The following is a 21,252-nucleotide window of genomic DNA, read 5'->3' on the forward strand; positions in this document are numbered from 1 at the left end:
AAGGAACTCAGATCATTCGTTCTGAGTTGTTGGTTAGTTGAGTTGGTGACCACACCCTACGGCGCATTGAAATCAATGCAAATGGTTGTCTGTGAAAAACATAAAGATAATAAAAACAAAAAGTTAAAGATATAATAGTCGCTTAAAGTAACGTGGAAAAATTTTCAGAAATTACACTAATTAGCCGATTAAATTTCAATGGATAAATATATTTTTTCAATGATTATTAATTGATCCCTTATAGGTAAAGCGATGAGAGCGTTTTCAAGGTCCTTTAATTGGAAATCATTGAATGTTGATTGAGCCCTTTATTGACAATGCTTGAAGGGTCTTTTATAAAATTAATTGATTGAAATTTCATTTGAATAACAATGCTTTTAATTGGGATTGAGGAGGGCAATATGACACGTTCTTATCCGCTACAAAGTTCTTTACGTGGAAAGTTAGCGCAAGATTTTAAGACGTTTAGGGATAAGGAAGCATTAAGTGATGCAGAGGCCACACGCCAACTTTTGATGTTGGCACTGCGCATCAAACTCAATGACAGTGAGGATGATAGTCCATCGAACCGTGCGTTGATGGAAGAGATTTATCGTGTCGTTCGTGGCTCATCTGCGATCACTGATGTGGTTCATGGACAAACCTTTGATGGTGAAAAATTATTCCGACAACAAAAAGAATCCAAACCCTTTAGGCAACAGGTGAAATCTGATATCGATAATAAAGTCGATGAGTTTCTGGCAGGCAAAAAAAAAGGGTAGTCCATTGGACACCCCTTTTTCTACCGCTCTAACTCTCTATCTAGTTTATTATCTTGGTCATTGTTGTTGTCACGCTCCTGATTAAAATCAAACGTTTTTTGAGGGGAGGGTTCTTTGCTGTCGAAGTGTTCAAGCTCTTTATCTTTGATTTCTTTTGTGTGTTGATTAATATCAGTGTCCGGCTCGTTGGTTAATGAATCATGGTCTTGAGTGGGTGTGTCGAATTCCTCTTTTTGTTGATGCGTTTGTTGATGGTATTGTTCAATACCCTGTTTAATTTCCTCAAGCATATCGTCAGGTGAAACAAACTGAATATTTCTCCCTGAAAAGTTGGCCATGATTTTTTCAACGTTGTTGGGATTTAAATCAGTATTTCCTTGACTCAGTACAATCACAATGTTCTGCCTGAGTTCATCGGTGGAGATATTCTGAATGTCATTCTTATGATTGACATTGATAATGTCGTATTGGCCTTGATGCGCTTGATTAATAATAAAAGCATTCTCGATTGAGGTACTGATGATGGTGGTGTGCAAATCACTGCCTTGATGGAATCGCGTTATTTGTTTGGATTTCGTGCCTAATATCCGTGGGTTGATGTCGAGTGCCGGATCTTTATTTCCTTGCCCGTCTAAATAAGTCACTTCAATCGCTTTTGTTTCTCCTTTTTTATCGTGAATGTTAGTTATCATTGCCGAGTGAAATGTCTGGTCCTCCGAGGAGTACACTGCTTGATGAAAATGAACATGGTCACTCTTAGGGTGTTCAATACCTAATTTATTGAGGTAAGTTTCGGCTAATGTGCCTGTGAGTGGCTGACTGGTTTGTATATATTCTTTCGCTCTCTCTTCAAATTGTGCCATGTGTTTTGGCGTAGTAGTCAGTAATTGTTCATGTTTAGGGTTGGCGGTGAGTTGGTATTTATTAGGATCATTAAGGATGTTGTGGGCTTCTTTCATTGCCTCCTTATAATTTATTTCCTTATGACTCATCATCAAATTGATTAATGAGCCTTTTTCACCGGTGGTATAGTCTTTAAAATACCCTCGATATTCCCCCGTTAATGACACTTTTAGAGCCGATTTACCGATACCAAAGGTTAAATAGTCACGGTCTGATTTAGATGGGTTCGGTTGTCCCAATAGGTTGATGGCTAAGCTTTCGGTGTATTTAGGGAGCGCTTGGTTGATGTGTTCTTTAAATTGGTTGTAGTCAAAATCTCCGTTTCTATTTTGATAACGTACGTCTTCATGAGGCAGAGCTTTGTCATTAAAGTAAGGGGTACTGTGTGGTGCAATGTTTTCGATGGTTTCAATGGCACTGTGTTTATTGACCTCTTTTGATAACCAGCTCTTCATCATCTGTTTTGGGTTATCGGTAAAAAGTTTGACATGAGTGCTCGCTCGGCTCAAATCGATGTAAGCGCGTCTTAAGTTCGTCAGTGCGCCTTTGCCTTTGAGAGTGGTAATGACGTACTGATACGTCGCTCCTTGCGCCATGTCCGCAGTTCTGGTGTAAGCGTAATCCCAATGCCCATCTTTGAGTTGGTTTGGATTGAGGTTTAACGTTTGCCCTTCTTTCGAAAGCGCGGTGATTTCTTCCTTGGTGGCACGGCTGATGGTGTATTCCACATTGGCTTTAATGCCTCGCGCTTTGTCGGTAAAGCGGGTCATGATTTTATCACCGGTTGAAAGCGGCTTTTCTGATTGAGCGAAGAGTGACGTGTATTTGTGGTCTTTGTTACGTGGCAAAAACGGTTTTGTCTTACCTGTATTCACGTCTTGAAGTGTCACCACTCCGTGCTCCGAATCAATGTGGGTAATGATGTCGTACTCTCCTTGCTTGGTGCTTAAAATGAGCCCTTTCTGATAAGGCATCATGGTGGCTAACTCTTCTTTGCTCTCACCTGTAGAGCGCAATCGGGTGGTGATGATGTTCTCTTGGCCTATCTCTTGTGTTTTCATCAGTCCGACACGAATGTGCTCAGTGATGTGGTCACGCTCATTATTCGTGTAAGCAATGATAAGCGTGTTTTCTCGCGTTTCGGGCGTACGGGCAAGGTAGTCCTGTGCTACAGCGTAAGGCAGCTTTTCGGTGGCAATAAGCTGTGCTTTGCTTTGGTCTTTCGCACTCTCATCGAGGGTGGAGATAATATGTTGCGTGCTACCGAGTGTATCAGGGCTTTGCTGAGAGAGTTTATCGAGGGCGCTGTGTGGCTGCTTATCCACAATGTTGTGTACGGCACCAAGCAGTATTTCATTCTTCTGACGAATGATGTCGGTCATAAAAGCCGTATCGATGAGTCCTTGTCTCATGCTCAATTCAAACGGTTTACCGGCATTAAGAGAAAGCAGCTGCTCTTTATCCCCAAGTAAGGTGGCTTTGGAGCCGCTTTGTAATACAAGGTCGGTGAGCTCTTTGGCTTGTTGGTTGCTGACCATGGAGCTTTCATCGAGGAAGAACAGCGTGTTTTTGTAGTCCTCTGGTAAGGTGATGCCACGTCTTAGGTCGGTCAGTAAGCTTTCCAGCGTTTGCGCTTGTATCCCTTTGCTTTCCAGTTCGCTGACGGCGGCGTGCGTTGGTGCAATACCTATGATTTGTGAAGGTGAGTGTTTACTGGCTTGGCTAGCGTGTTGAATCAATTCAATGTTGGATTCGAGTAGGGTGGATTTACCGGTGCCCGCTAAACCTTGCACGGCCACAAAACTGTTTTTGGTCGTTGAGATAAGGGTGATGCCGTCCTTTTGCCCTTGGGTAAGGCGAGGCTGTGCATCGAGATAATCTCTGACTTGTCTGTGGGTGGCAAACGGCTTGTGTTGATTTTTCCCTTGCTCAATGTTCCGCAAGATGTGCTTTTCGGTATCGAGCGCCGCTTGGGTGGTCCAGCGTGTGCCGTCGCTGTATTCGGCAGAGAGGGTGTCACTGCGCTTGGCGAGCTCTGTTTCAATTTGATCTTTGATTATCGGTTGATTGGCCTCTTCAAAAGCGTAACGGATCGCTTCGACGACTAACTCTTTTTGTGTAAACGCCGCTTCTTTTTCAGAAAGATGACTCAGGGCAAAGTTCAACGCTTTCTCTTGCAGTGGTGAATTTTGCTCTTTGTTTAAGAGAGTGAGGGCTTGCTGGATGTCGCTTTTGACGGTGATGGCGGTGGTGTCAGTCAGGTAGCGGTCGTTGACGCTTTGAGTGTGCATCACTCGCTCGATGGCAGAAAGCTTCACTTCGCTTTTCTCAAGCGCGGCCTGGGCTTTATCGGGGTTGTCGGTAAACACATCGATGCGCGCGCTTTTCTCGGTCAGATCATGGAAGAGCGCTTTGGAGAGCGTAAAGGTTTTGCCTGAAATAAGAGTGTGCGGCCTTGGTTCGATATGACTGGCGGAATGCACATAGTCGTATTTTAGTGGTGCGTCTTTCAGGGCTTCAGCGGGGATGGTTTTCGATTCGCCTTGCGTGTCCGTTAACGTCAGGGTTTCTTTAGATAATCCTGTGACCACGTAACGTTCATTGGCGTTCAACCCAGATGGAAAGTGCTTACTGGTGGTTATGAGGCGTTCACCTTGGTTAACTTGCAACGATTCAGGTTTAAAGACCTGCATGTTGAGGGCTTTGAATCCGGTGGAAGCGGGATCGAGGGTGTATTCTTGTCCATCGGTTTTGCTGAGTACATGGACTCGATTGTTTGTCTTATCCGATGTGGAAACCACTAACTCTTGAGGTTTTCCGTCTTCCCAATGGCGAAGGGTCATGCCCGGCTTGTAGTGTTGCGCTAACTCCTGTTGGGGTTTAGACAAATAATGAGGTTGCTGAGTCAACAAGGTGATGCCGCTGCGGGCAAGTTGCCCCTGGTTCTGTAGAGAGGTCCGGATCGCGTCCGTCAATCGTCGTTGTTCAACGTGAGAAGTCGCCAGCACTTGTGTGTCTTCTTTGTTTGATAAGTAGGTATAAGCTCTGGCGAGGGTGCGCGTATCACTGTCGTGCAAGGCAACCTTACTGTCTATCTGTTTGCTGTCTACCCAAGAGTGCGAGACGACGTTGCCTTTGCGGTAAAGCTCGATGGCGTTATAGGCTTTAAAACCTTGGCGACTGGACGTGTTGTTCAGCAAGATGACTTTGCTCCCCGATCCCTTAGCTTTTGCGTTTAAAGCGATCAACTCATTCGCGCTCATTTTGTGGGCGCTGTCGACGAGAAGGACATCTTTGTTGGTCATTGGTAGGTCGGAGTGCAACAAACTATGGACAGAGTGACGATGCTCTTCTTGAAACCGGTGTTTTACCCAGGCTGCGACCGTATGACTTTCACGTTGGATGGTTTGGCTATGACGGTGTTTGTCTTTGGCGTTTTGTGACACTAAGTGGACACGTTTACCGACATGGTTGCCGACGTTCAATAGGTTTTGCGCGATTTGCTCACTGTTGCCAAACACATTGACCACATGAAACTGTTTGGTGGACTGGTAAATGTCCGCCACCTTTTGGCAGTTGCCTTGAGTGAGGGTCAGTTTATCTAACGTAGCGTCATTGACGGGAGTACGCATATGGTGCGTACGCCCTTTGCTGGCCGCCATTAACGCTTGTTCGGTTTTCAGCATGGTTTGAGTGGTGTATTGACCTTTCATGGAAAGGGGGAGAAGCGCCCCGTCTTTCACCCATTGGTCTGCGACCACTTTAAGGTCGATTGCATTGGCTTGTACGCCGCCTTTGGTAAACTCGGCCGTGGCTAATTCTATAATCTTTTCCAGTTTTAGTGCCGTGTTGTATTGCCCCAAGTGTTCAACGGCGCGACTAAACGCGTCTTTAGCGATTTGTTCAGGGTGATGCTCTTGTTGAGCGATGCCGAGGGCGTTTTTAACCAAGTCTTTGGGCTGATAGCCTTTGTTGCACACCGTTTGTTGCCAGCGAGTATTGAGCTCGGCCTCACTTTCGTAGGTTTTGGCTTTGCGAGTATCGAGTGCGGCTACATCTTTTGCCGCTTGCGTCCCCCCAAAATCTAAGGCTTGTTGGTCGAGCTGTTGTTTGCGAGTAGAAAACGTATCAAGGAGGATTTGAGGGAGGCCTTTGGCTTCAAATTGGCCGTTACCCAATCCTTGCATTTGATAACCCATTTGTTCGCTCTCTTTGGCAAGCTGACTCTGGTAAAGAGCGGTGTAGTACTTTTGGAAGTGGTAAATGCGCTCGCCTGTTCCATTGATGACGCCGCCTTTTTGTTTGAGAGAAGAGGCGAGTGTACGCAGTTGCCCTTCTTTGTCGCGCGTCATGTTTGCCGTCAAAGCGTGGGAATGGAGTTGTGGGTCGTTTTCACGACTGGTTTTATGGCGCACGACCGCAAAGGCCATGGATTCGGTATTGATGAACTCACGAGCGCCTTCGTCATTGATGTGCGTGGCTTGTGCTACGTCTTTTTCTAATTGCGAGAGCGCGAATTTGACCGCCGTGTTATGCGCATCGATTAAACGTGTGTCACCCCCGACGAGAGCAAGTACACTGACCGATTTTGGCGCAGAAAAGGTTAGGTCAAACCCCGATTTATGATCGTCGCGTTTGCCTTTGATGGTTTCATGGCCTAGGTGTCCAGATAAAACGGACTCTAACGTTTTTTGGTCAACCGGTTTACCGAGTAGGCCTGCTTCTTCGGCTAACTGACCATGCCAAAAGGTGTTTTCATTGGTACTGTTTTCTTTGAGGTAGTAGTTGTCGTTGCTGTCTTTTTCGAGAGAAATGTCAGGGGTCTCTTGGGTGTTTTCTTCGTTTAAGTAATACTTGGCGGCGCCAGAGGCGGATTTAAGAGGGCTAATGGACATCATAAGGTGTTCTCCTTTTTTTGGGGCGCAGCAAAGCCGCCACGTCAGCGGAATGCCGGTGAGTTGGGTGTGGTACGAATGGGTTAGCGGACGGCGTTGATGTGAATGAAAGGGTGGTAAAGGGTTTTTACAGGGGAGGGTAAGATTGTGTTCGGTCTCTAAATGTTCCTTGATGTTTCATTTCGTGTGGTTAATCGTACATCTCGCCCGTTTCTGCTTGTGTCATGGACGCCTCTTCGGTTTCTCGCTGTAGTGCATTTTGTGTGTTTTCAGCGAGCTGTTGGTTTTGGGCAGCGTTATTGGTCGGGTTTTCCTTTTTCGGTGCTTTGGCAAGGGTTTGTTTTTGATGGGTTCTGGTTTGCTGCTGCTCTTCTTCGTTTTCATAGGTACTTTGCTGAATGGCGAGTAATCGGTTTCTTTGGGTTTCATCGAGTTCATGCAAAGCAATTAACTCATGAAAAATCAAGGCTTGGTCGATACTCTCCATTGCTTTCCCGCCTGGTAGGTTGCGTTTGATGAAGGAGGGTTGGAGATTGCTCATGCGGTCGTACTTCAGTTGCAGCTTAGTGATGAGCATGGAGTTAGGGGTGCGTAAGTAACACTCTAAATCATCCAAACCTTGGATTTGGGCAGGAGAAACCACAGGGCGCGTTTTGTTTTGGTGGCCAAGTGAGACACCGTCACGCAGTGCGTTCGCCCCGTAAGAAATATTTTCTCGTGAGATATCGATTTCTTGCTCACCAAGATCATCCGAGGAAATGGTGGCCATCGCTTTTGAAGGGGCGCGGAAGAAAAAGCGCGTGTTGAGCAAATCAAAAATGACTCTCGCCGCGTTGCGCCCGTAAGTGGTTTCTAATTGAGCGTAAGATTGCAAACCCAGTAAATAACATCCTCCAAATTTACGCACTTCAGAAATAATGTGCGTGAGTTCAGGCAGTTTATGTAACGTAGGCATTTCATCGATGATCACCCAAATTCGGCGGTCGTCATCGGGCTCCATTCCTAGAATGGCGTTGGAGGCAATCGCAAGCCACATCGAGATCAGTGGTCTGAGTGCGGTGTGTTGTCTTGCGTTACTCGATAGGAATAAAAATCCTTGCTGGGATTCATCTTGCACCCAATCTGTGATCGAAAATGGCGCCCGTTTATGGTGGCCTTGTGCGTCTTTTTCATCCAAACCATGTAAGTAACGTAATGACTTAATGTAAGTCGCTAGTACCGATTTGATGGAGATAGCTGTCTTCTCGATACTTTTCGAGACGAGGGAGCTAGCTTCGGTGTCTTTTAAGTGTTCACCTAGCGTGGAAAGCTCCGACGTTAAGATAATGTGCAGCAAATTTTCAATGGTACATTTGTGTTTGTCATCGATCATCATTTGATAGGTGGTTGCTGCGAAAATGGTTCGTGCGGAATCCACCCAAAACGGGTCGCCTTCGCCGTGTTGCGGAATAAGCGCGGCCGCGAGCGATTCAAAGTCAGGGGCTTCTTTGGCATCACTCCAAATATCCCATGCAGCGCAACGCTCATCGAAGGGATTTAAAATCACGTCTTTATGAGGGTCATAGAATTTACTGACAAAATCGCAGCCTTTATCGTAGATGATGGCTTTATCGCCTCGCGCCCGTATCCAGCGCAATAACTTGCGAATCGCAACGGATTTACCTGCGCCTGTGGTACCGTCAATCATTAAGTGCTTGACCTCAAACCTATCAACAAAAAGCTTGTGACCATCGAGCGCAAAAGGAGAGAGTTTTTTCTTCTTTTTTAGTTCTGCGGTGACGGCTTTAGGCTCAGCCAATTGAAAGCCGCGAATGTGGTTATCTTCGCTTTGCTCTTGCCCTTTTCTCTTAAACCAGTGGTTGATAATCACAAACAGCACGGTGGAAGTGACCACAGAGACTACTAGGCCAACGAACAGGGCTTGCAGTAATTCTTGGTAGCACTGTGACAAGATGGGGTTTTGCAGTTGTTGGCCAAGGGTGCTGCTGTAGCGTTGCTCTTCCCATTCGATCACCACGTTGCGCTTTAGGCTAAAACCTAATTTGTTGAACAGCCAAAAGATACTGTAGTAGTAGGCACCCGTTAATGTGTTGGCCGAGGTGAGGAGGTAAGTGGTGAGAAGGCCGAGCAAGGCCGCGAAGATATTGAGGTACTTGATTGTGGTCACGTTCACTTGCCACCACATTCGAATGTTGTGAAAAGTGATTTGACCACCACGAGTCGTAGACATAGAAAAACTCCTTGTGAAGGAAAACAAAAAAGCGCCCACACTGAGTGAGGCGCTTTTGTTCGGTTTGATGAAATCTGAAATAGGGCTACAAGCTGCAAAAGAGGTGTATTACGACTGCCAAGGCTAAGATACGACAGAATAGCTTGGTGATCACAATTAAGATTGAGCCGTTTCAAAAACGTTTTTGGACATAAATGTGTTTCAGGAATTCTAACATTAGCGATTAATGAATAACTTTTTATAAGGCAAATTTGCCAATTAGTACTTCTTCGTACAGTGCGCACTTTGTCTGATTATGTTTAATGATGCATATCTTATAAAATCAGTTCAACCTCTTGTATTTAGAGCTTTTATCATTTAAGTATCGCGAAATGAGTAAGAATTACATTTTTCGAGAGTTAGAGTGCCAAATGACGAGGTAGCTGAACTGTGTTTCAAAACTGTGAGGACTGGGTACAGTTCAAAATGTTATACGATAGAATGGAGCTACCAACTGGCCAAGTGGTTAGGCCACAACAAATATTAGCAGGAATTGCTCTTTTGGGGATTCAATCGGATCTAGAGATTAAAACCTCAACGCACCTACTAAAACTTGCTAGAAGCATTATCAAAGATCAGGCCATAGAATACGTATATTGTTGAACATTAGGTGAATGATCTAAGTCGCAGTTTATGCCATATGAAAGTGATAGATTAACTCTCCTTATAAAAAGATGAGTACTATTATGAAAAAGTTGTTATTACTCGTTGGTTTAACTATTTCTACAGTTTCAATGCCGACATTGAGTCATCCCGGACGTACAGCTTCTGACGGTTGTCATTATTGTCGAACAAACTGTTCAGCTTGGGGTGTTCCTACGGGGTCAAGACATTGTCACGTTCATGCTGAACCTACTAATAAAGATCTGGAAAGTTCTGAGATAGTAAAAAAGCATAGCGACGACGATGGGCAGTTTGTAACTATAAAGCATGATGATGTATGGACAACATTCATATCAACAGCAGTAAAAGCTGACGATATGTAGCAAAGCACTTGCACGTACTGTTGATTTTAATAAGCCGGACTCATTGAGTTCGGCTTTTTCATGGCTTAAACTACATCGATAGCTTCAGGCCAAATAAAGTAAGGACCAAATCGTTTGCTGTATTTGAATTCAGCACCTTGTTCTTTGCCTGATTCAGTTAAAGTGTGTTTCCCATCTTCTAACGAGAGATACCCTTTCGACACACAGGCTTGAAGAAAATCGTCAGTTTTTAGCTTATGTTTCTTTGCGAGTTTAGAAGACGTAACTTTCGTTTCTTCAAAAACTGCATTTGATTCATCACTAATTGCAGGTTCAGCTGCGTCAGATGAAACCTTTTCTAGTGAAATCCTAACTTCATCACTAATACGAATAATACGTTGAGCTTCTTCATAAGAGTCTTTGTAAATCTCTGAGTCTTCATCTCTGTCGATGAAGATACCCATTTCATTATTATTTACTTGACTGAACTCATATAGGTTTAAGCTAGTGATGATACAAGAGCTTTCGTTAATGTAGCACTTAGCGTGAAGGTTTTTACAGAAACTAGTACGGATGTAAGATAAACCTTTAAGCCAGTTAATCTCATCTGGTTGTAGTTCGCTTTTTCCATAAACAATTCTGATGTCGATTTTTAATCGATCTTTATCTTCTAGTAGCTCTCTGATTCGGTCATTAAGTTTCAAAAAAGGGCTGATGAGTATCAACCTTTCAGATGCATTCTTAATAAGTTCTTCTAAATAGTAGTTTGTAGCACTTGTGTTTAAAAACTTAGCCATTTCATATCCTTGACATATAAAATCTAACGCATACAAATTACGACGAGAACACAGTTAAAGCAAGTTGGTCATTTGATACATCAAACATGACGCACAATATCTGATTATGTTTGGTATGAAAGGCACAACCTATTGTTTATTCTGATTTTATCAATGCTATTAGACGTCGATGCACTGGTTTGGTCTTGTTAAGGCGATAGGCAAAATCAAAAACTAGGATGAGAAAAGTATGGTTTATCAATGCGAATTCAAAGTATAAATTACATTAACTAACACGACGTGACTCTTGTTGATAAGGTGACCATGACTGGTGCAAAGAGGTGTCTTGTTTGTGGATTAGCCAGTCCTCCTTTTTGGTCATATCAAGGAGAAAGAAGCCGGACTCATTGAGTTCGGTTTTTTAACAACAAAAAAGACTACAAACTAACTATTTCCCCATAGCATCCTTTTGTTCTTGAATGACGTTGCGGCATTTTCTAAGGAAGGCATGAGAGTTAATTTAGATATATCTAACCTATATAGAAGCTTCAATAATTCTTTAGCTTCTGACGACGGTAATGATAGACGAACGGTTGGAGGACGTGCGTAATTTAATGACTTCGAGCGTTCACTGATCACAGTTTCTTCCAAAGTCGGCCACCGTTTTTTTGCTTTATAAAAATGATTAGACGTGTTCACTAGGGTGAATAAACCTCGTTGCGCGCGTAAAAAATTGTTATTAACTTTGGGCGTCGAGATTAAGTTTATACTTTCAATATTTTTGATTATGTTGGTATTAATACAAAGAATGGAAAAATGAGTATCCGGTGCATTGTTTAACGCTGAATTAGCGGCGAAATAGGCAGCTACAAAAGGAGACTCAGTCCAATCTAATAAACGAGTCGGTACACCATGGTGTTGTGCCAAAGCAATACTAGGGAGAAGTTGGTGATCGAATGTATCATCGTCTTCAGTTACTACTCCTTTGAAAAGGTTGTAATCAATAGGAGTCTGTAAACCGATATGATCAGCAGCTTCTAGAAATAGATATACAGAGCGAATTTCTGCATGATTATGAAGTTTCAAGTATTGGCCAACATCACTTCGATTTACTGGAGATTGAGGCGTGAAATCCTTCAAGCTACTTTCGTCACGGTGAGCAGTTGGCAATAGAGACCAGGACTTGTTACCTTGTCCACGAAAAATATAGTTACAAACATATTTTTCACTCACATCAAATAAGCTTTTTGGGTTGAAAATGTTATCACCTAAGAGTTCATCAATAAGCTCTTTTGCTGATTCGTAAGTAATATCTATGTCGTACATGAGTAAAACTCTTTAAGTATAAGCCATTAAAATAGTTTCTAGCGAGAGTCTTCAGTTTTAGAAGTTCCGAACTTAAACTAACATGGTAAGTCTACTAGAGTTTTCTATTGACTAACAATCACTTATCTCTAGGCGTGTAAAACTAGCGCGCAAGCTTGCAACTAGAGCAGGGCTATGTGAGTGCTGATAGATAGGTCGAATTTACCTCCGTGATACATCACGGGGAGTCACCGTGAAGAATATTATAAGGATGGATAACTTTCTAGAAGGGCAAACGTACATAAATAGGATGTGAATGAGTTCAAATTCTACCCAACAATGGTTGGGTGGACGACATATCTTTCTTTCGTTCCCCTTGAAAACCTTTCTTGGTGCCTATATATGCATATATGCAATGTTGCATAATTTAAAGGAGGTTTTTCCGATGAACGATTGGGATTACGTGAATTTTAGCGAAGTTCATGAAATGAATTATCATTTAGGGCTAGTTGGTAAATCGAAATCTGAAGACAACAGAAAGTACCTAAGAGATAACACTCAATGGACAGCAAAGAACAAGTTGGACAAAACACGCATTACACACACTGAGTTTAAACCCTTTGTTGTAGCCGATAAGCCGTATTTGCAAGATCCAGCTTAACGCGGGAATTGTAGATAAAGACGTCTCCCATGAGGAGGCGTTCTTCGTGACAACACAGCACTACTTGTTAAGCGTTTTGGTTCTATTCAGTTATATCCCCCCATAAATACCACTTTGAGTCTTATAATCTGAGTTAGCCCAGCTTTAACGCCTCTGGACACTTTCGAACTAGAAATTGTCACGGTAAACATTCTACCTATCAAGATTCTTGATGTTTATTAGCTATTGTCTTTGCTATTTGGCGAAATATCAATAACTAAAGGGATTGCAAAGTAAGTTGTGGGAAGCTAACGCGATAAGTAAAATTAGCGCTAACTAAAATGTCTTATTTTTGGCTAATATTACATGAGGTTACGTTAAATCTGGCTCTATTTATCTCTAACTTGAACCATTGTTGATTTATACAGATCAGTAAATGTTGGTTCCTCATCTCGATTATGAATGAACACAAAAACGGATCAGATAAACAATGTAGATAAGGGCAACTCGACAGCACCTTATGACTGTGAACCATGTTATAAAAATAATCCTTAATCTCCTCTTTCACTTTCAAAGTTGGAGATAAAGCCGAACCACTATTAAATCAACGAGAATATATAATGTTAGAACAATTAGAGATGATTCTTTTAAGCCTAAGTGCTGGGGTTGTAAGCACCCTAGTAGCAGTGCTAATCATCGGTGTATTCTTTGTAGCAATCTGGCTAGGAAAGAAAGGCAGAAACAGAGATTTCGTTAACTACGCACCAACTCTTTTAACCACATTGGGTATATTCGGTACGTTCTTCGGGATTGTGCTTGGCTTGTTAGAGTTCGATCAAAGCAATATCGAAACAAGCATACCTCCACTTCTAGCTGGTCTTAAGACAGCGTTCATAACGAGTCTGATGGGGATCTTCGCATCTCTATTACTTAAGACGCTCAGCACTATTCCTCTCTTCAAACCCAAAAAAGCGAAAGAGCAAAAACTTGGCGCGACACCGGAAGATATTCTTTCTGCAATACAGTCTCAATCCACAGAAACAAAGGCTTTGAAAGATGCTCTAGTCGGTAACGAAGAGTCTACGTTGCTTGGTCAATTCAAGATGATTCGCAGCGACATAAACGACAATGCTAAGCTATCCCGAAAGACGCTTGATGAAAGGGCCGAAACTGAAGAAGAGAGATTTAAAGAGTTTTCCACGAATTTGTGGCTCAAGATGCAGGAGTTTGCCGATGTCTTGTCGAAATCTGCGACAGAGCAGGTTATAGAGGCGCTTAAGCAGGTTATTACTGACTTCAATAGCAATCTGACAGAGCAGTTTGGCGACAACTTCAAACAGCTAAACGAGGCAGTGTTGCTTCTCGTTAGGTGGCAAGAAGATTACAAAAACCAACTCGAGAAAATGCAGAGCCAGTATGAGCTGGGCGTAAAATCAATTGCCTCTACCGAGTCTTCGGTCGCGACAATCAGCGAGCACAGTAAAGTGATACCTGAAGCTATGATTCAACTTAAAGAAATCATGGAGGTCTGCAATCACCAAATATCTGAGCTTGAGAGTCATCTTGGTGCATTCAGGGATATGAGAGACAAAGCGGTTGAAGCCGTGCCGGAGATTCAAAACCAGATAGAGAATGTGGTGAGTAGTATATCTAAATCAGTCGAGACTGCTAATACCCACTATGCCGATATGCTCACTGAAGCCGAGAAAGGCATAAACAATGTCAGCGAAAAGCTAATAGAGAGCTCTGAAACTATCGGCAAGTCTATAGATTTGGCTGCAACTGAATTTACAGATAATGCAGCTAGAACGAACGAAAGCCTCAAAACAAGCTCCGACTACCTTCAAGACCAAACTGGAATTATCAAGCAGCACCTAGAAGACGCTGTTTCTGATCTGAATAACACTATGCGCGGCATGATTGAAATGCTAGTTACTGATGCCAAGCAGATGTCAGAAACGATGACCACCGCTAACCAGAACCTAGTTACCGATACCAACAAAGTGTCTGAGGCGATTGTTAATTCGGCAGATAAGTTACAACAAAGGTTGTCTGACGTTATCGACGAGGCATCAACTCAGCAAATTAATCAAGCTAGACGCACGTTCGAGGCGATGGAAGAGAGTATTCGAAACCAAGTCGGGTTAACTGGCGAGGCGGTAGATTCTCAGCTCAAGTTGATTGATGAGTCTATGCAGCAAGAGATTAACCGTGTCATTACTGAGATGGGACGAGCTCTTACTCAGGTGACAGGCAAGTTTGTAGAGGATTATGTGAAGCTGACTCAGGCAATGAATGAGATCGTTAACGAGCGAGTTGCCTAATGGACAAGATATTCGGTAAAAGCAATGCCGCCGAAGAGGAGAATGGAGAGCATTGGCTTTCCATCTCAGACCTAATGGCCGGCTTAATGATGGTGTTTTTATTTATCGCCATCGTATTCATGCTCAAGACTCAGAAAGAAAGCCAGAAGATAAAAGATGTAGCAGTTACCTATCAAGAGAACCAAGTTGCCATTTACGATGCTTTAGTGAATGAATTCAAAGGCGATTTGGATTTATGGGGAGCAGAGATTGATAAGGAAACTCTGTCATTCAACTTCAAGTCACCTGACGTACTGTTCGCAAACAACCAGACAAAGATTAAGCCTGCTTACAAGAGGATCTTAAATCAGTTCTTCCCACGCTATATCGAGGTTCTTAAGCCGTTTCGCGACTCGATTGATGAAGTGAGAATTGAGGGGCACACATCTAGCGCAGGTCTTAGAGGCTCAACCAAAGAGCAGGCTTATTTTTACAATATGAGGTTGTCACAAGGTAGAACGCGCTCCGTTTTGCAATACGGCTACAGCTTAATGCCGGAAGAGTCAGATTGGATAACTTCCAGAGTAGCTGCGGTTGGGTTCTCTTCCTCGAGGTTGGTCAAAGTAGACGGGTTAGAAGACCCAGAGAAATCACGTCGAGTCTCGTTTAGAGCCGTTACAAACGCTGACATACAGATAAAACAAATTCTTGGTGAGAACTGATGAAGTTAAATATCGACTTTGGCGCCCTGTATAAAGCTATTGCCCCGTTGGGGGCAGTGAGATCTGATTTTACCTTAACAAGGCGCTCAGACAATCTAGAGAGCGTTACTCGTGGTCTAGTTCAAGGCAAGGTACTAGGTAAAGACATTCAGTTAGATGAGATTGACGGCTCAAATGGTGTACTAAGTTACGACGGTCATCAGGTAATGCTCTACATACCCGACCAGGGGCCAAGCATAAGCGAAGTTATTAGTAACGGTAAGTGTAAGTCTGCAAGGCGTGTTCATGTCGCAGAGTGTAAAACAATAATTGATATGCGCGAAAAAGGGCGTTTTCACAATAGATATGTGGTGACAAGTCGAAGCGATGGCAAGTTTCCGGTCTTTGGTCGTTCTTTTCACTCAGGTCAGGACTCAAAGGGTGAATCTGATTTATCACCATGCATTATGTGTATGAAGGAACTGAATGTAGAGGGCTATACCGAGAAGACATACGAGGAGCAGAAATCGTTCATTATCAATTTCTCGTTCGTGAGGTTGTTTGAGTCATACAGTTCCCACTTCGAGACAATACCAACCTCTACTGCCGATTACTACAGTGGTGGGTACTCTCCTGATTGGGCATCGATATCATCGAGCTTCAGAAGCGAACTGAATTACACCTGTCAACATTGCAGTGTTTGCCTAAAAGATCACAAAAAGCTACTTCACACTCACCATGTTAACGGGAACAAGGCAGACAACAAGAGGGCGAACCTTAGAGCCTTGTGTGCTGACTGTCACAGGAAACAGCCTCATCATGGTCACTTGTGCGTGAGCAACGAGACAACTTTGACCATCAACAAGCTAAGGGAAGAGCAGGGCGTTGTAACTCCGTTTGACAGCTACCAAGATCTAATGCTTTATGCCGATCCTGCTCTTGTTGGCTTAATATCAAAGTGTCAAAAGAATCGACTTCCCTGTGGCAAGGTTGGCGTAAGTAAGAACATAAAGGGAAATGAAGTCTCTATTGACTTGTGTTGGGATAATCAGAAAGTGGCGGTGGTGATTAATCACAAGAGCTCTAGAGAGCTTAAAGGCGCAGGATGGTCGGTATATACAGTTCAAGACGCATTAGATAGATTTGATTTGTTTCAAGGCGAGGTTAGATAGCCAATTCCTTTTTCATATTTTCACTCGAGCCAGACCATTGGTTTTGCCCTTTGATTTAAACTATCAATATGAGTTGATTTTTCTGTTCGTTAGAACTAACATAGCTTTACTACCTACCCATTATCTCGTGTGGCTTGACCCCAGATACTGGGAGAAATTGCCACTCTTTAGAGTGGTTTTTTCATTTCTGCAGCTAAGAAAAATAATAATGAAAACCAGAGTTTATATTGATGGTTATAGTTTTTACTACAATTGCCTGAAAGGGACACACTTTAAATGGCTTAATATTCATGAGTTACTTGAAAAGTATGTTCTACCTCGTTCTCATGGCAACAATTTTACCTTACATGAGATTGACCCCATAAAGTTTTTCACCGCAGAAATCCTTCCTAATGTAGCTTCTGATCCAAATTCGATCAACGATCAACGTTCTTATCATAAAGCTTTGAAAATTGTTTGTGGTTCTAATATCAAGAAGATTCCAGGAAAGTATCAGTGTGGTCCTGTTACATACCCAGCTTTTGAATTGGATAAAAATGGTAAAGAGATATTACCTAAAGATTCTAGTCGAGTTAAAGTTTGGAAGCTTGAAGAGAAGAAAAGTGATGTCAATGTTGCTGTTGAAGCTGTTTTTGATGCTCTGACCGATCCTGAGCTTGAGCAAATTGTGTTTGTAACTAACGATACCGATATTTTGCCAGCTTTAGAAAAAATAAAAGCTTTCAATGATATCTCTGAGCGTAAAGTTAAGATTGGTTACATTGCGCCGATTATTGAAAATCACCCCAATCGTACTCCGAATGGTGAATTGGTAAATATTGCAGATTGGACAGTACGATTCATTCAAGAATCTGAGTTGATTTCATCTCAACTCCCTCCTTACGTGGCAAATAAGCGAGGACCTGCAATTAAACCGATATCATGGTTTAAGTATCCTGTTAAAGTAGATGAAATATTAACTCTGTTATCAGAAAAGAAAGTGCTAGGTTCAGTACCTAAAGCTTGGAAACAGTATCTTATTACGGAACCACACTATAAGGCTCAGGGATTACCAGACTACAATTGTTCTTTTGCTGACTTGTTAAATGACGAACAAGGGATCGAAGATGTTCTGATTCACGCTAGAGCCTTTGCTGAGTTCAAACGAAATCAATCTAATGAATAGATGTTAAGAAAGTAGGTTTTATTTGACCAGAATTGACTTGTTATATAAATCTATTTTTGGCTTGAAAGTTTCTTTGTTCTAGTTCTTTAAATTGCTCAAGAGCATATCTGTCGTCAACTCAAACATAACCTTTGGTAGGGTAAACCAACAGCTTAAAATTGCTTTTGTACCGGGCAAGGGTATTGCTCTTTGAGCCCCATTGTTAAGTAATAACCGATAGACCCGTTAATGCCTGGTTTACCGTATTTTTTAATATTACGTTCAATTTGGTTATTAATCAGCTCCATTAACTCTTCGGTTTTCCAATTCCGTAATGTTTCGCGGTTTACCTGGCTTTTCATTGGCAAGCAATAATCGATACGTTGATTGTGAGCGTCTAAGCGCGTGGTATAAAGATTTATGGTATCCGCGGCGACACGAACGCCGATCAATAAATCTCGATACTCAGGGCTATCGGGATCTTGATAGTGCTCAACGTAGTAACCCATACTAGCAGGGTTCTTGCTGCTGATGGGGCGATCAATTTCTGGAATTTGATTATTGGCTAAACTCGAAAAAGAGCACCATGTGATTAAGCCTAATATGGTCCATTTATTCATTACTAATCCTCCATTTTATACTGTGTATAATACTAGGTTGTTTTGATATCTCACTTGGATTGCTCAATAATTAACCATTATTTATAGATTAAGAATGGGTTTGATCCTACTCCTTCTTTGTTGGCTGCAAGGTTGATGGTGGCTCAACACGCTTGCTGGTGCCCTCAAATTGTTCACGTGTTTCATCCACGATTTGTGAGTGGTTGTCGGGGTTGTAATAACGCTCTGTGCCGCCGCGTTTCTGATGCTGCTCCAGCACCGTTTGACCGGTATTACCTAGAGCCTGGCCTTTAAATTGTTCCCCCACCATCGTTTGCCACTCGGCTTGGGTCGGCTCAGGGTTAAAGGCTTGTTCGTGCTCTTCTTGAGTGGGTACGCTGGCGAGCACAAAATCTTTAAACGTGTCGGTTGTTTTAAATTTTTCCCATAAGTCAGCGCGATCTTGACGAGCATCGTCGCCCTGTCCCGTTAGTATGAGTCCTGATTCGTCTTTCGTACGCCCGTTTTCAACAAACGCTTGGAATGGTTTTTCCAGTTTCTCAGTCAGGCTGGCCAGATGACGTTGCTCTTGGCTGTTGACTTGGCTGAGCGTATCGACCTCTTGTTGAGATTGTGTCGTGGACGTTATCAAGCCTTGTGTCTCACTAAAGTTCGCCGTAAAGCCAGTGGCGTAAGTGCCCATCTCCGTATTACGTTCATCGGCCGTGAGGCGGTTGCTCGCCTCGATGGTTTGGTTGGCGCCAGAGCGGTAGGACTCGATAGCGGCTTGCATTTGGCTTTGTTGTTCGTTGCTCATGCTGCTGAGCGTTTCGCGGTCTTCCTGTGTCCATTTTTGTCCCGTGGACGCGTTCACACTCCCATTAAACCCTACGGCGTCACCGAGAGCGCCGCTTGACAGTCCAGCGTTCACGTCATAACCGCCGTACGCAGAGTGTAAGAAGGCATTCGCTTTCTCATGGCTCCATCCGGTTGCCGCACTGACTTGCTCAGTGGCGGAGCTGACCTGCTCTAAGCCTTTTGATGCTGCAGCAGTTGCACCGTGTCCATGAGTTAAACCGTAACCTTGGGTTGAAGAATAACTCTCTTTCCAATCGGCCATCAATTGAGAGCCACTTTGTGTGCTTTGTGACAAGGCCGTTTGTTGTGTCGAGAGGTTGGATTGAGCGCTAGTGTGCAAGTCTTGCACCGCTTCACTGTATTGACTAGAGCTGGCGACATTCCACTGGAAATTCGACGCGGTAGGGCTAGTGTCATACACCGTTCTATCACCGTATTGCGTTGAAAGCATACCGTCTTCGCTTTGAGTGGTACTGCCGTGTTGTTTCAGCAATGTCGACGTATCAAACTTATTGCCATTGACGTTATTAAACGTGTGGGTCTGCATTTGCGTATTACCGTGGCTGATATCACCGCTTGAGGCCGCTGCCGACGTACGGGCATTGGTTTGGTTTATCATCCCCGCCAGTTGGTAGTTTAAGCTGCTCATCATGGCCGCTGCGCCCTTGGTTAACGCCAAAGCAATCGCGGGGGTGGACATCATCAAGTATCCGGTAATGGAGGCGTAACGCGTGTTGACGTAATCAATGCCGCTCATGTTCGAGAGGGTAATGCCGCGTAACCCTTGTGTCGCGCCCTGGGTCGCCCCTTCTAAGAACCACATCATGATAGCGTTGAGGATGGTGAATATCATAGGCCAAGTGGCCAGATAGAAAAAACTGCCAACGTAGTTTTTAAGGACAGGCAGCGCCATATGTGGCAGCAAGGCAATGATGGCAATGATCGCCCCAAAGCAGACAAACAAAATCACTCCTATCGAGTGCATCATTGGAATGAACTCTTTGGCTTGCAGCCCAATGTTGGCCCACATGGTGGTGGTTTGCATTTGGTTGGCGGTGTAGGCGTAGTTGGCCGCGATACCTCGGTGCGTGTTTTCGATGTTCCATCGCGTCATGTTGATGACCATGTTCTGTTTTAAAATATCGACCGCGTTGTTACTGACCCCAATTAAATCTTGGTGACTATTCTCGATGGCGTTTCTTAAGAACGTTGATTGGATGTTGCTCTCTCGTCCCAAGATATACGCGCCCAGTTTATTCATGGTTTGATTGGCCTCTTCATCAAATTGTTGAGTGAGTTCAGGAAACGCGTCGCGGCAGGTTCTGTATTGACCCTGGGGGTTATAGAGCCCACGAATGGGGGACATCGATTTTGTGGCGAGAAAACCCAGCAAATCCGGTGCTTGCAGGATGTTTTGCATGGTGTATTTTTTGTTAATTCGAATGTCTCCGACGATGCAGTTGTGATAAAAGTCTTTCCAATAGCGTTGCAGATCAATGGTTTCGGCGTTGGCGCTACGAAGCAACGTGTATAAATTCGAACCAAACACCATGCCTGAGGAGCTGTAGCTTTCATCCTCTGTACTGCTAAAGACGATTTCAATGCCTTCGGTTAAGCCGTGCATGAACGTGGTGGCCGCCCAACCGGGTATTGCGACGATGTAAGGCACGTTATTCACGTAATAAATGCGCATAGGATTTTGCGCGTCATTGATATGGACGGTGGCTTTCATGCTGATAAGAAAAGTGGGGATAGCCAAGTAAATGAACATAAAACGCATCACATGTTTCGCGTCTCGAGACACAAAAAATAGGGTGGCACTGATGATAAAGGCCAGTTGTAAGGCGATTTCGATTAACGAGCCAAAGGTGTTGGTGGTAAAAAAAGTGGCGACGGCGTTCAAGGCTCGTTGTAATTGAGGGCCTGCGCCATAGAGATAAAAGTCTAAGGTCATTGGGGAT

The 21,252-nt window shown here is 43.5% G+C and carries 13 protein-coding genes and 1 pseudogene; 8 read left to right on the forward strand and 6 right to left on the reverse strand.

Going from position 1 to position 21,252, the window contains the following annotated elements:
* Nucleotides 1-401: 401 nt before the first annotated feature.
* Entirely contained in the window at nucleotides 402-761 is a 360-nt protein-coding gene (locus tag ACED59_RS03405) for a hypothetical protein (RefSeq protein WP_016800258.1), read from the forward strand.
* Between the two features lie 20 nt (nucleotides 762-781).
* Here the strand turns inward: ACED59_RS03405 and traI are convergent, their stop codons facing one another.
* Both traI and traD read right to left on the reverse strand, forming a co-directional pair.
* On the reverse strand, nucleotides 782-6,562 hold the full coding sequence (gene traI, locus ACED59_RS03410) for a conjugative transfer relaxase/helicase TraI (RefSeq protein WP_371705113.1): 5,781 nt from the start codon (nucleotides 6,560-6,562) through the stop codon (nucleotides 782-784).
* 187 nt (nucleotides 6,563-6,749) lie between these two features.
* Nucleotides 6,750-8,789, reverse strand: coding sequence for a type IV conjugative transfer system coupling protein TraD (traD, locus tag ACED59_RS03415; RefSeq protein WP_371705114.1), 2,040 nt, complete (start codon nucleotides 8,787-8,789; stop codon nucleotides 6,750-6,752).
* A gap of 410 nt (nucleotides 8,790-9,199) precedes the next feature.
* On the opposite strand from traD, the pseudogene ACED59_RS03420 reads away from it, so the two are divergent.
* A pseudogene (locus tag ACED59_RS03420) lies at nucleotides 9,200-9,431 on the forward strand (regulator).
* Nucleotides 9,432-9,514: 83 nt separating this feature from the next.
* Entirely contained in the window at nucleotides 9,515-9,814 is a 300-nt protein-coding gene (locus ACED59_RS03425; RefSeq protein ID WP_133152788.1) for a hypothetical protein, read from the forward strand.
* Between the two features lie 65 nt (nucleotides 9,815-9,879).
* Here ACED59_RS03425 and ACED59_RS03430 read toward each other — a convergent pair whose 3' ends face one another.
* Both ACED59_RS03430 and ACED59_RS03435 read right to left on the reverse strand, forming a co-directional pair.
* Nucleotides 9,880-10,590: a phospholipase D family protein gene (locus tag ACED59_RS03430; RefSeq protein ID WP_017061854.1), complete on the reverse strand. Its 711-nt coding sequence runs from the start codon at nucleotides 10,588-10,590 to the stop codon at nucleotides 9,880-9,882.
* Between the two features lie 423 nt (nucleotides 10,591-11,013).
* Nucleotides 11,014-11,895 carry an FRG domain-containing protein gene (locus ACED59_RS03435; RefSeq protein WP_017061853.1) on the reverse strand — a complete coding sequence of 294 codons (882 nt, stop codon included), beginning with the start codon at nucleotides 11,893-11,895 and terminating at the stop codon, nucleotides 11,014-11,016.
* Nucleotides 11,896-12,319: 424 nt separating this feature from the next.
* Between ACED59_RS03435 and ACED59_RS03440 the strand changes: the two genes are divergently transcribed.
* The 5 genes from ACED59_RS03440 (at nucleotide 12,320) to ACED59_RS03460 (ending at nucleotide 17,855) form a co-directional block, all read left to right on the forward strand.
* Nucleotides 12,320-12,535: a hypothetical protein gene (locus ACED59_RS03440; protein ID WP_029236513.1), complete on the forward strand. Its 216-nt coding sequence runs from the start codon at nucleotides 12,320-12,322 to the stop codon at nucleotides 12,533-12,535.
* Between the two features lie 599 nt (nucleotides 12,536-13,134).
* A complete protein-coding gene (locus ACED59_RS03445) occupies nucleotides 13,135-14,838 on the forward strand; it encodes an anion permease (protein ID WP_017102787.1) in 1,704 nt (567 codons plus the stop codon).
* Nucleotides 14,838-15,539 carry a flagellar motor protein MotB gene (locus ACED59_RS03450; protein ID WP_371705115.1) on the forward strand — a complete coding sequence of 234 codons (702 nt, stop codon included), beginning with the start codon at nucleotides 14,838-14,840 and terminating at the stop codon, nucleotides 15,537-15,539. The genes ACED59_RS03445 and ACED59_RS03450 overlap by 1 nt, the downstream gene beginning before the upstream one ends.
* Nucleotides 15,539-16,690, forward strand: coding sequence for an HNH endonuclease (locus ACED59_RS03455; RefSeq protein ID WP_017102789.1), 1,152 nt, complete (start codon nucleotides 15,539-15,541; stop codon nucleotides 16,688-16,690). Before ACED59_RS03450 ends, ACED59_RS03455 begins: the two co-directional genes overlap by 1 nt.
* A 208-nt stretch (nucleotides 16,691-16,898) precedes the next feature.
* Nucleotides 16,899-17,855 carry an NYN domain-containing protein gene (locus tag ACED59_RS03460; protein ID WP_102420946.1) on the forward strand — a complete coding sequence of 319 codons (957 nt, stop codon included), beginning with the start codon at nucleotides 16,899-16,901 and terminating at the stop codon, nucleotides 17,853-17,855.
* A gap of 152 nt (nucleotides 17,856-18,007) precedes the next feature.
* On the opposite strand, the gene ACED59_RS03465 is transcribed toward ACED59_RS03460, so the two are convergent.
* Nucleotides 18,008-18,454, reverse strand: coding sequence for a hypothetical protein (locus ACED59_RS03465; RefSeq protein WP_017102791.1), 447 nt, complete (start codon nucleotides 18,452-18,454; stop codon nucleotides 18,008-18,010).
* Between the two features lie 106 nt (nucleotides 18,455-18,560).
* A complete protein-coding gene (locus ACED59_RS03470; protein ID WP_017102792.1) occupies nucleotides 18,561-21,245 on the reverse strand; it encodes a conjugal transfer protein TraG N-terminal domain-containing protein in 2,685 nt (894 codons plus the stop codon).
* Nucleotides 21,246-21,252 lie beyond the last annotated feature (7 nt).

The organism is Vibrio sp. FF266, assembly GCF_041439695.1.
In the GTDB taxonomy this organism is placed as follows: domain Bacteria; phylum Pseudomonadota; class Gammaproteobacteria; order Enterobacterales; family Vibrionaceae; genus Vibrio; species Vibrio tasmaniensis_A.

Coding starts and splice junctions, on each gene's coding strand:
- traD (WP_371705114.1), bottom strand. CDS start 8,789: ATGTCTACGACTCGTGGTGGTCAAATCACTTTTCACAACATTCGAATG.
- ACED59_RS03425 (WP_133152788.1), top strand. CDS start 9,515: ATGAAAAAGTTGTTATTACTCGTTGGTTTAACTATTTCTACAGTTTCA.
- ACED59_RS03435 (WP_017061853.1), bottom strand. CDS start 11,895: ATGTACGACATAGATATTACTTACGAATCAGCAAAAGAGCTTATTGAT.
- ACED59_RS03460 (WP_102420946.1), top strand. CDS start 16,899: ATGAAAACCAGAGTTTATATTGATGGTTATAGTTTTTACTACAATTGC.
- ACED59_RS03465 (WP_017102791.1), bottom strand. CDS start 18,454: ATGAATAAATGGACCATATTAGGCTTAATCACATGGTGCTCTTTTTCG.
- ACED59_RS03450 (WP_371705115.1), top strand. CDS start 14,838: ATGGACAAGATATTCGGTAAAAGCAATGCCGCCGAAGAGGAGAATGGA.
- ACED59_RS03455 (WP_017102789.1), top strand. CDS start 15,539: ATGAAGTTAAATATCGACTTTGGCGCCCTGTATAAAGCTATTGCCCCG.
- traI (WP_371705113.1), bottom strand. CDS start 6,562: ATGATGTCCATTAGCCCTCTTAAATCCGCCTCTGGCGCCGCCAAGTAT.
- ACED59_RS03470 (WP_017102792.1), bottom strand. CDS start 21,245: ATGACCTTAGACTTTTATCTCTATGGCGCAGGCCCTCAATTACAACGA.
- ACED59_RS03430 (WP_017061854.1), bottom strand. CDS start 10,590: ATGGCTAAGTTTTTAAACACAAGTGCTACAAACTACTATTTAGAAGAA.
- ACED59_RS03440 (WP_029236513.1), top strand. CDS start 12,320: ATGAACGATTGGGATTACGTGAATTTTAGCGAAGTTCATGAAATGAAT.
- ACED59_RS03445 (WP_017102787.1), top strand. CDS start 13,135: ATGTTAGAACAATTAGAGATGATTCTTTTAAGCCTAAGTGCTGGGGTT.
- ACED59_RS03405 (WP_016800258.1), top strand. CDS start 402: ATGACACGTTCTTATCCGCTACAAAGTTCTTTACGTGGAAAGTTAGCG.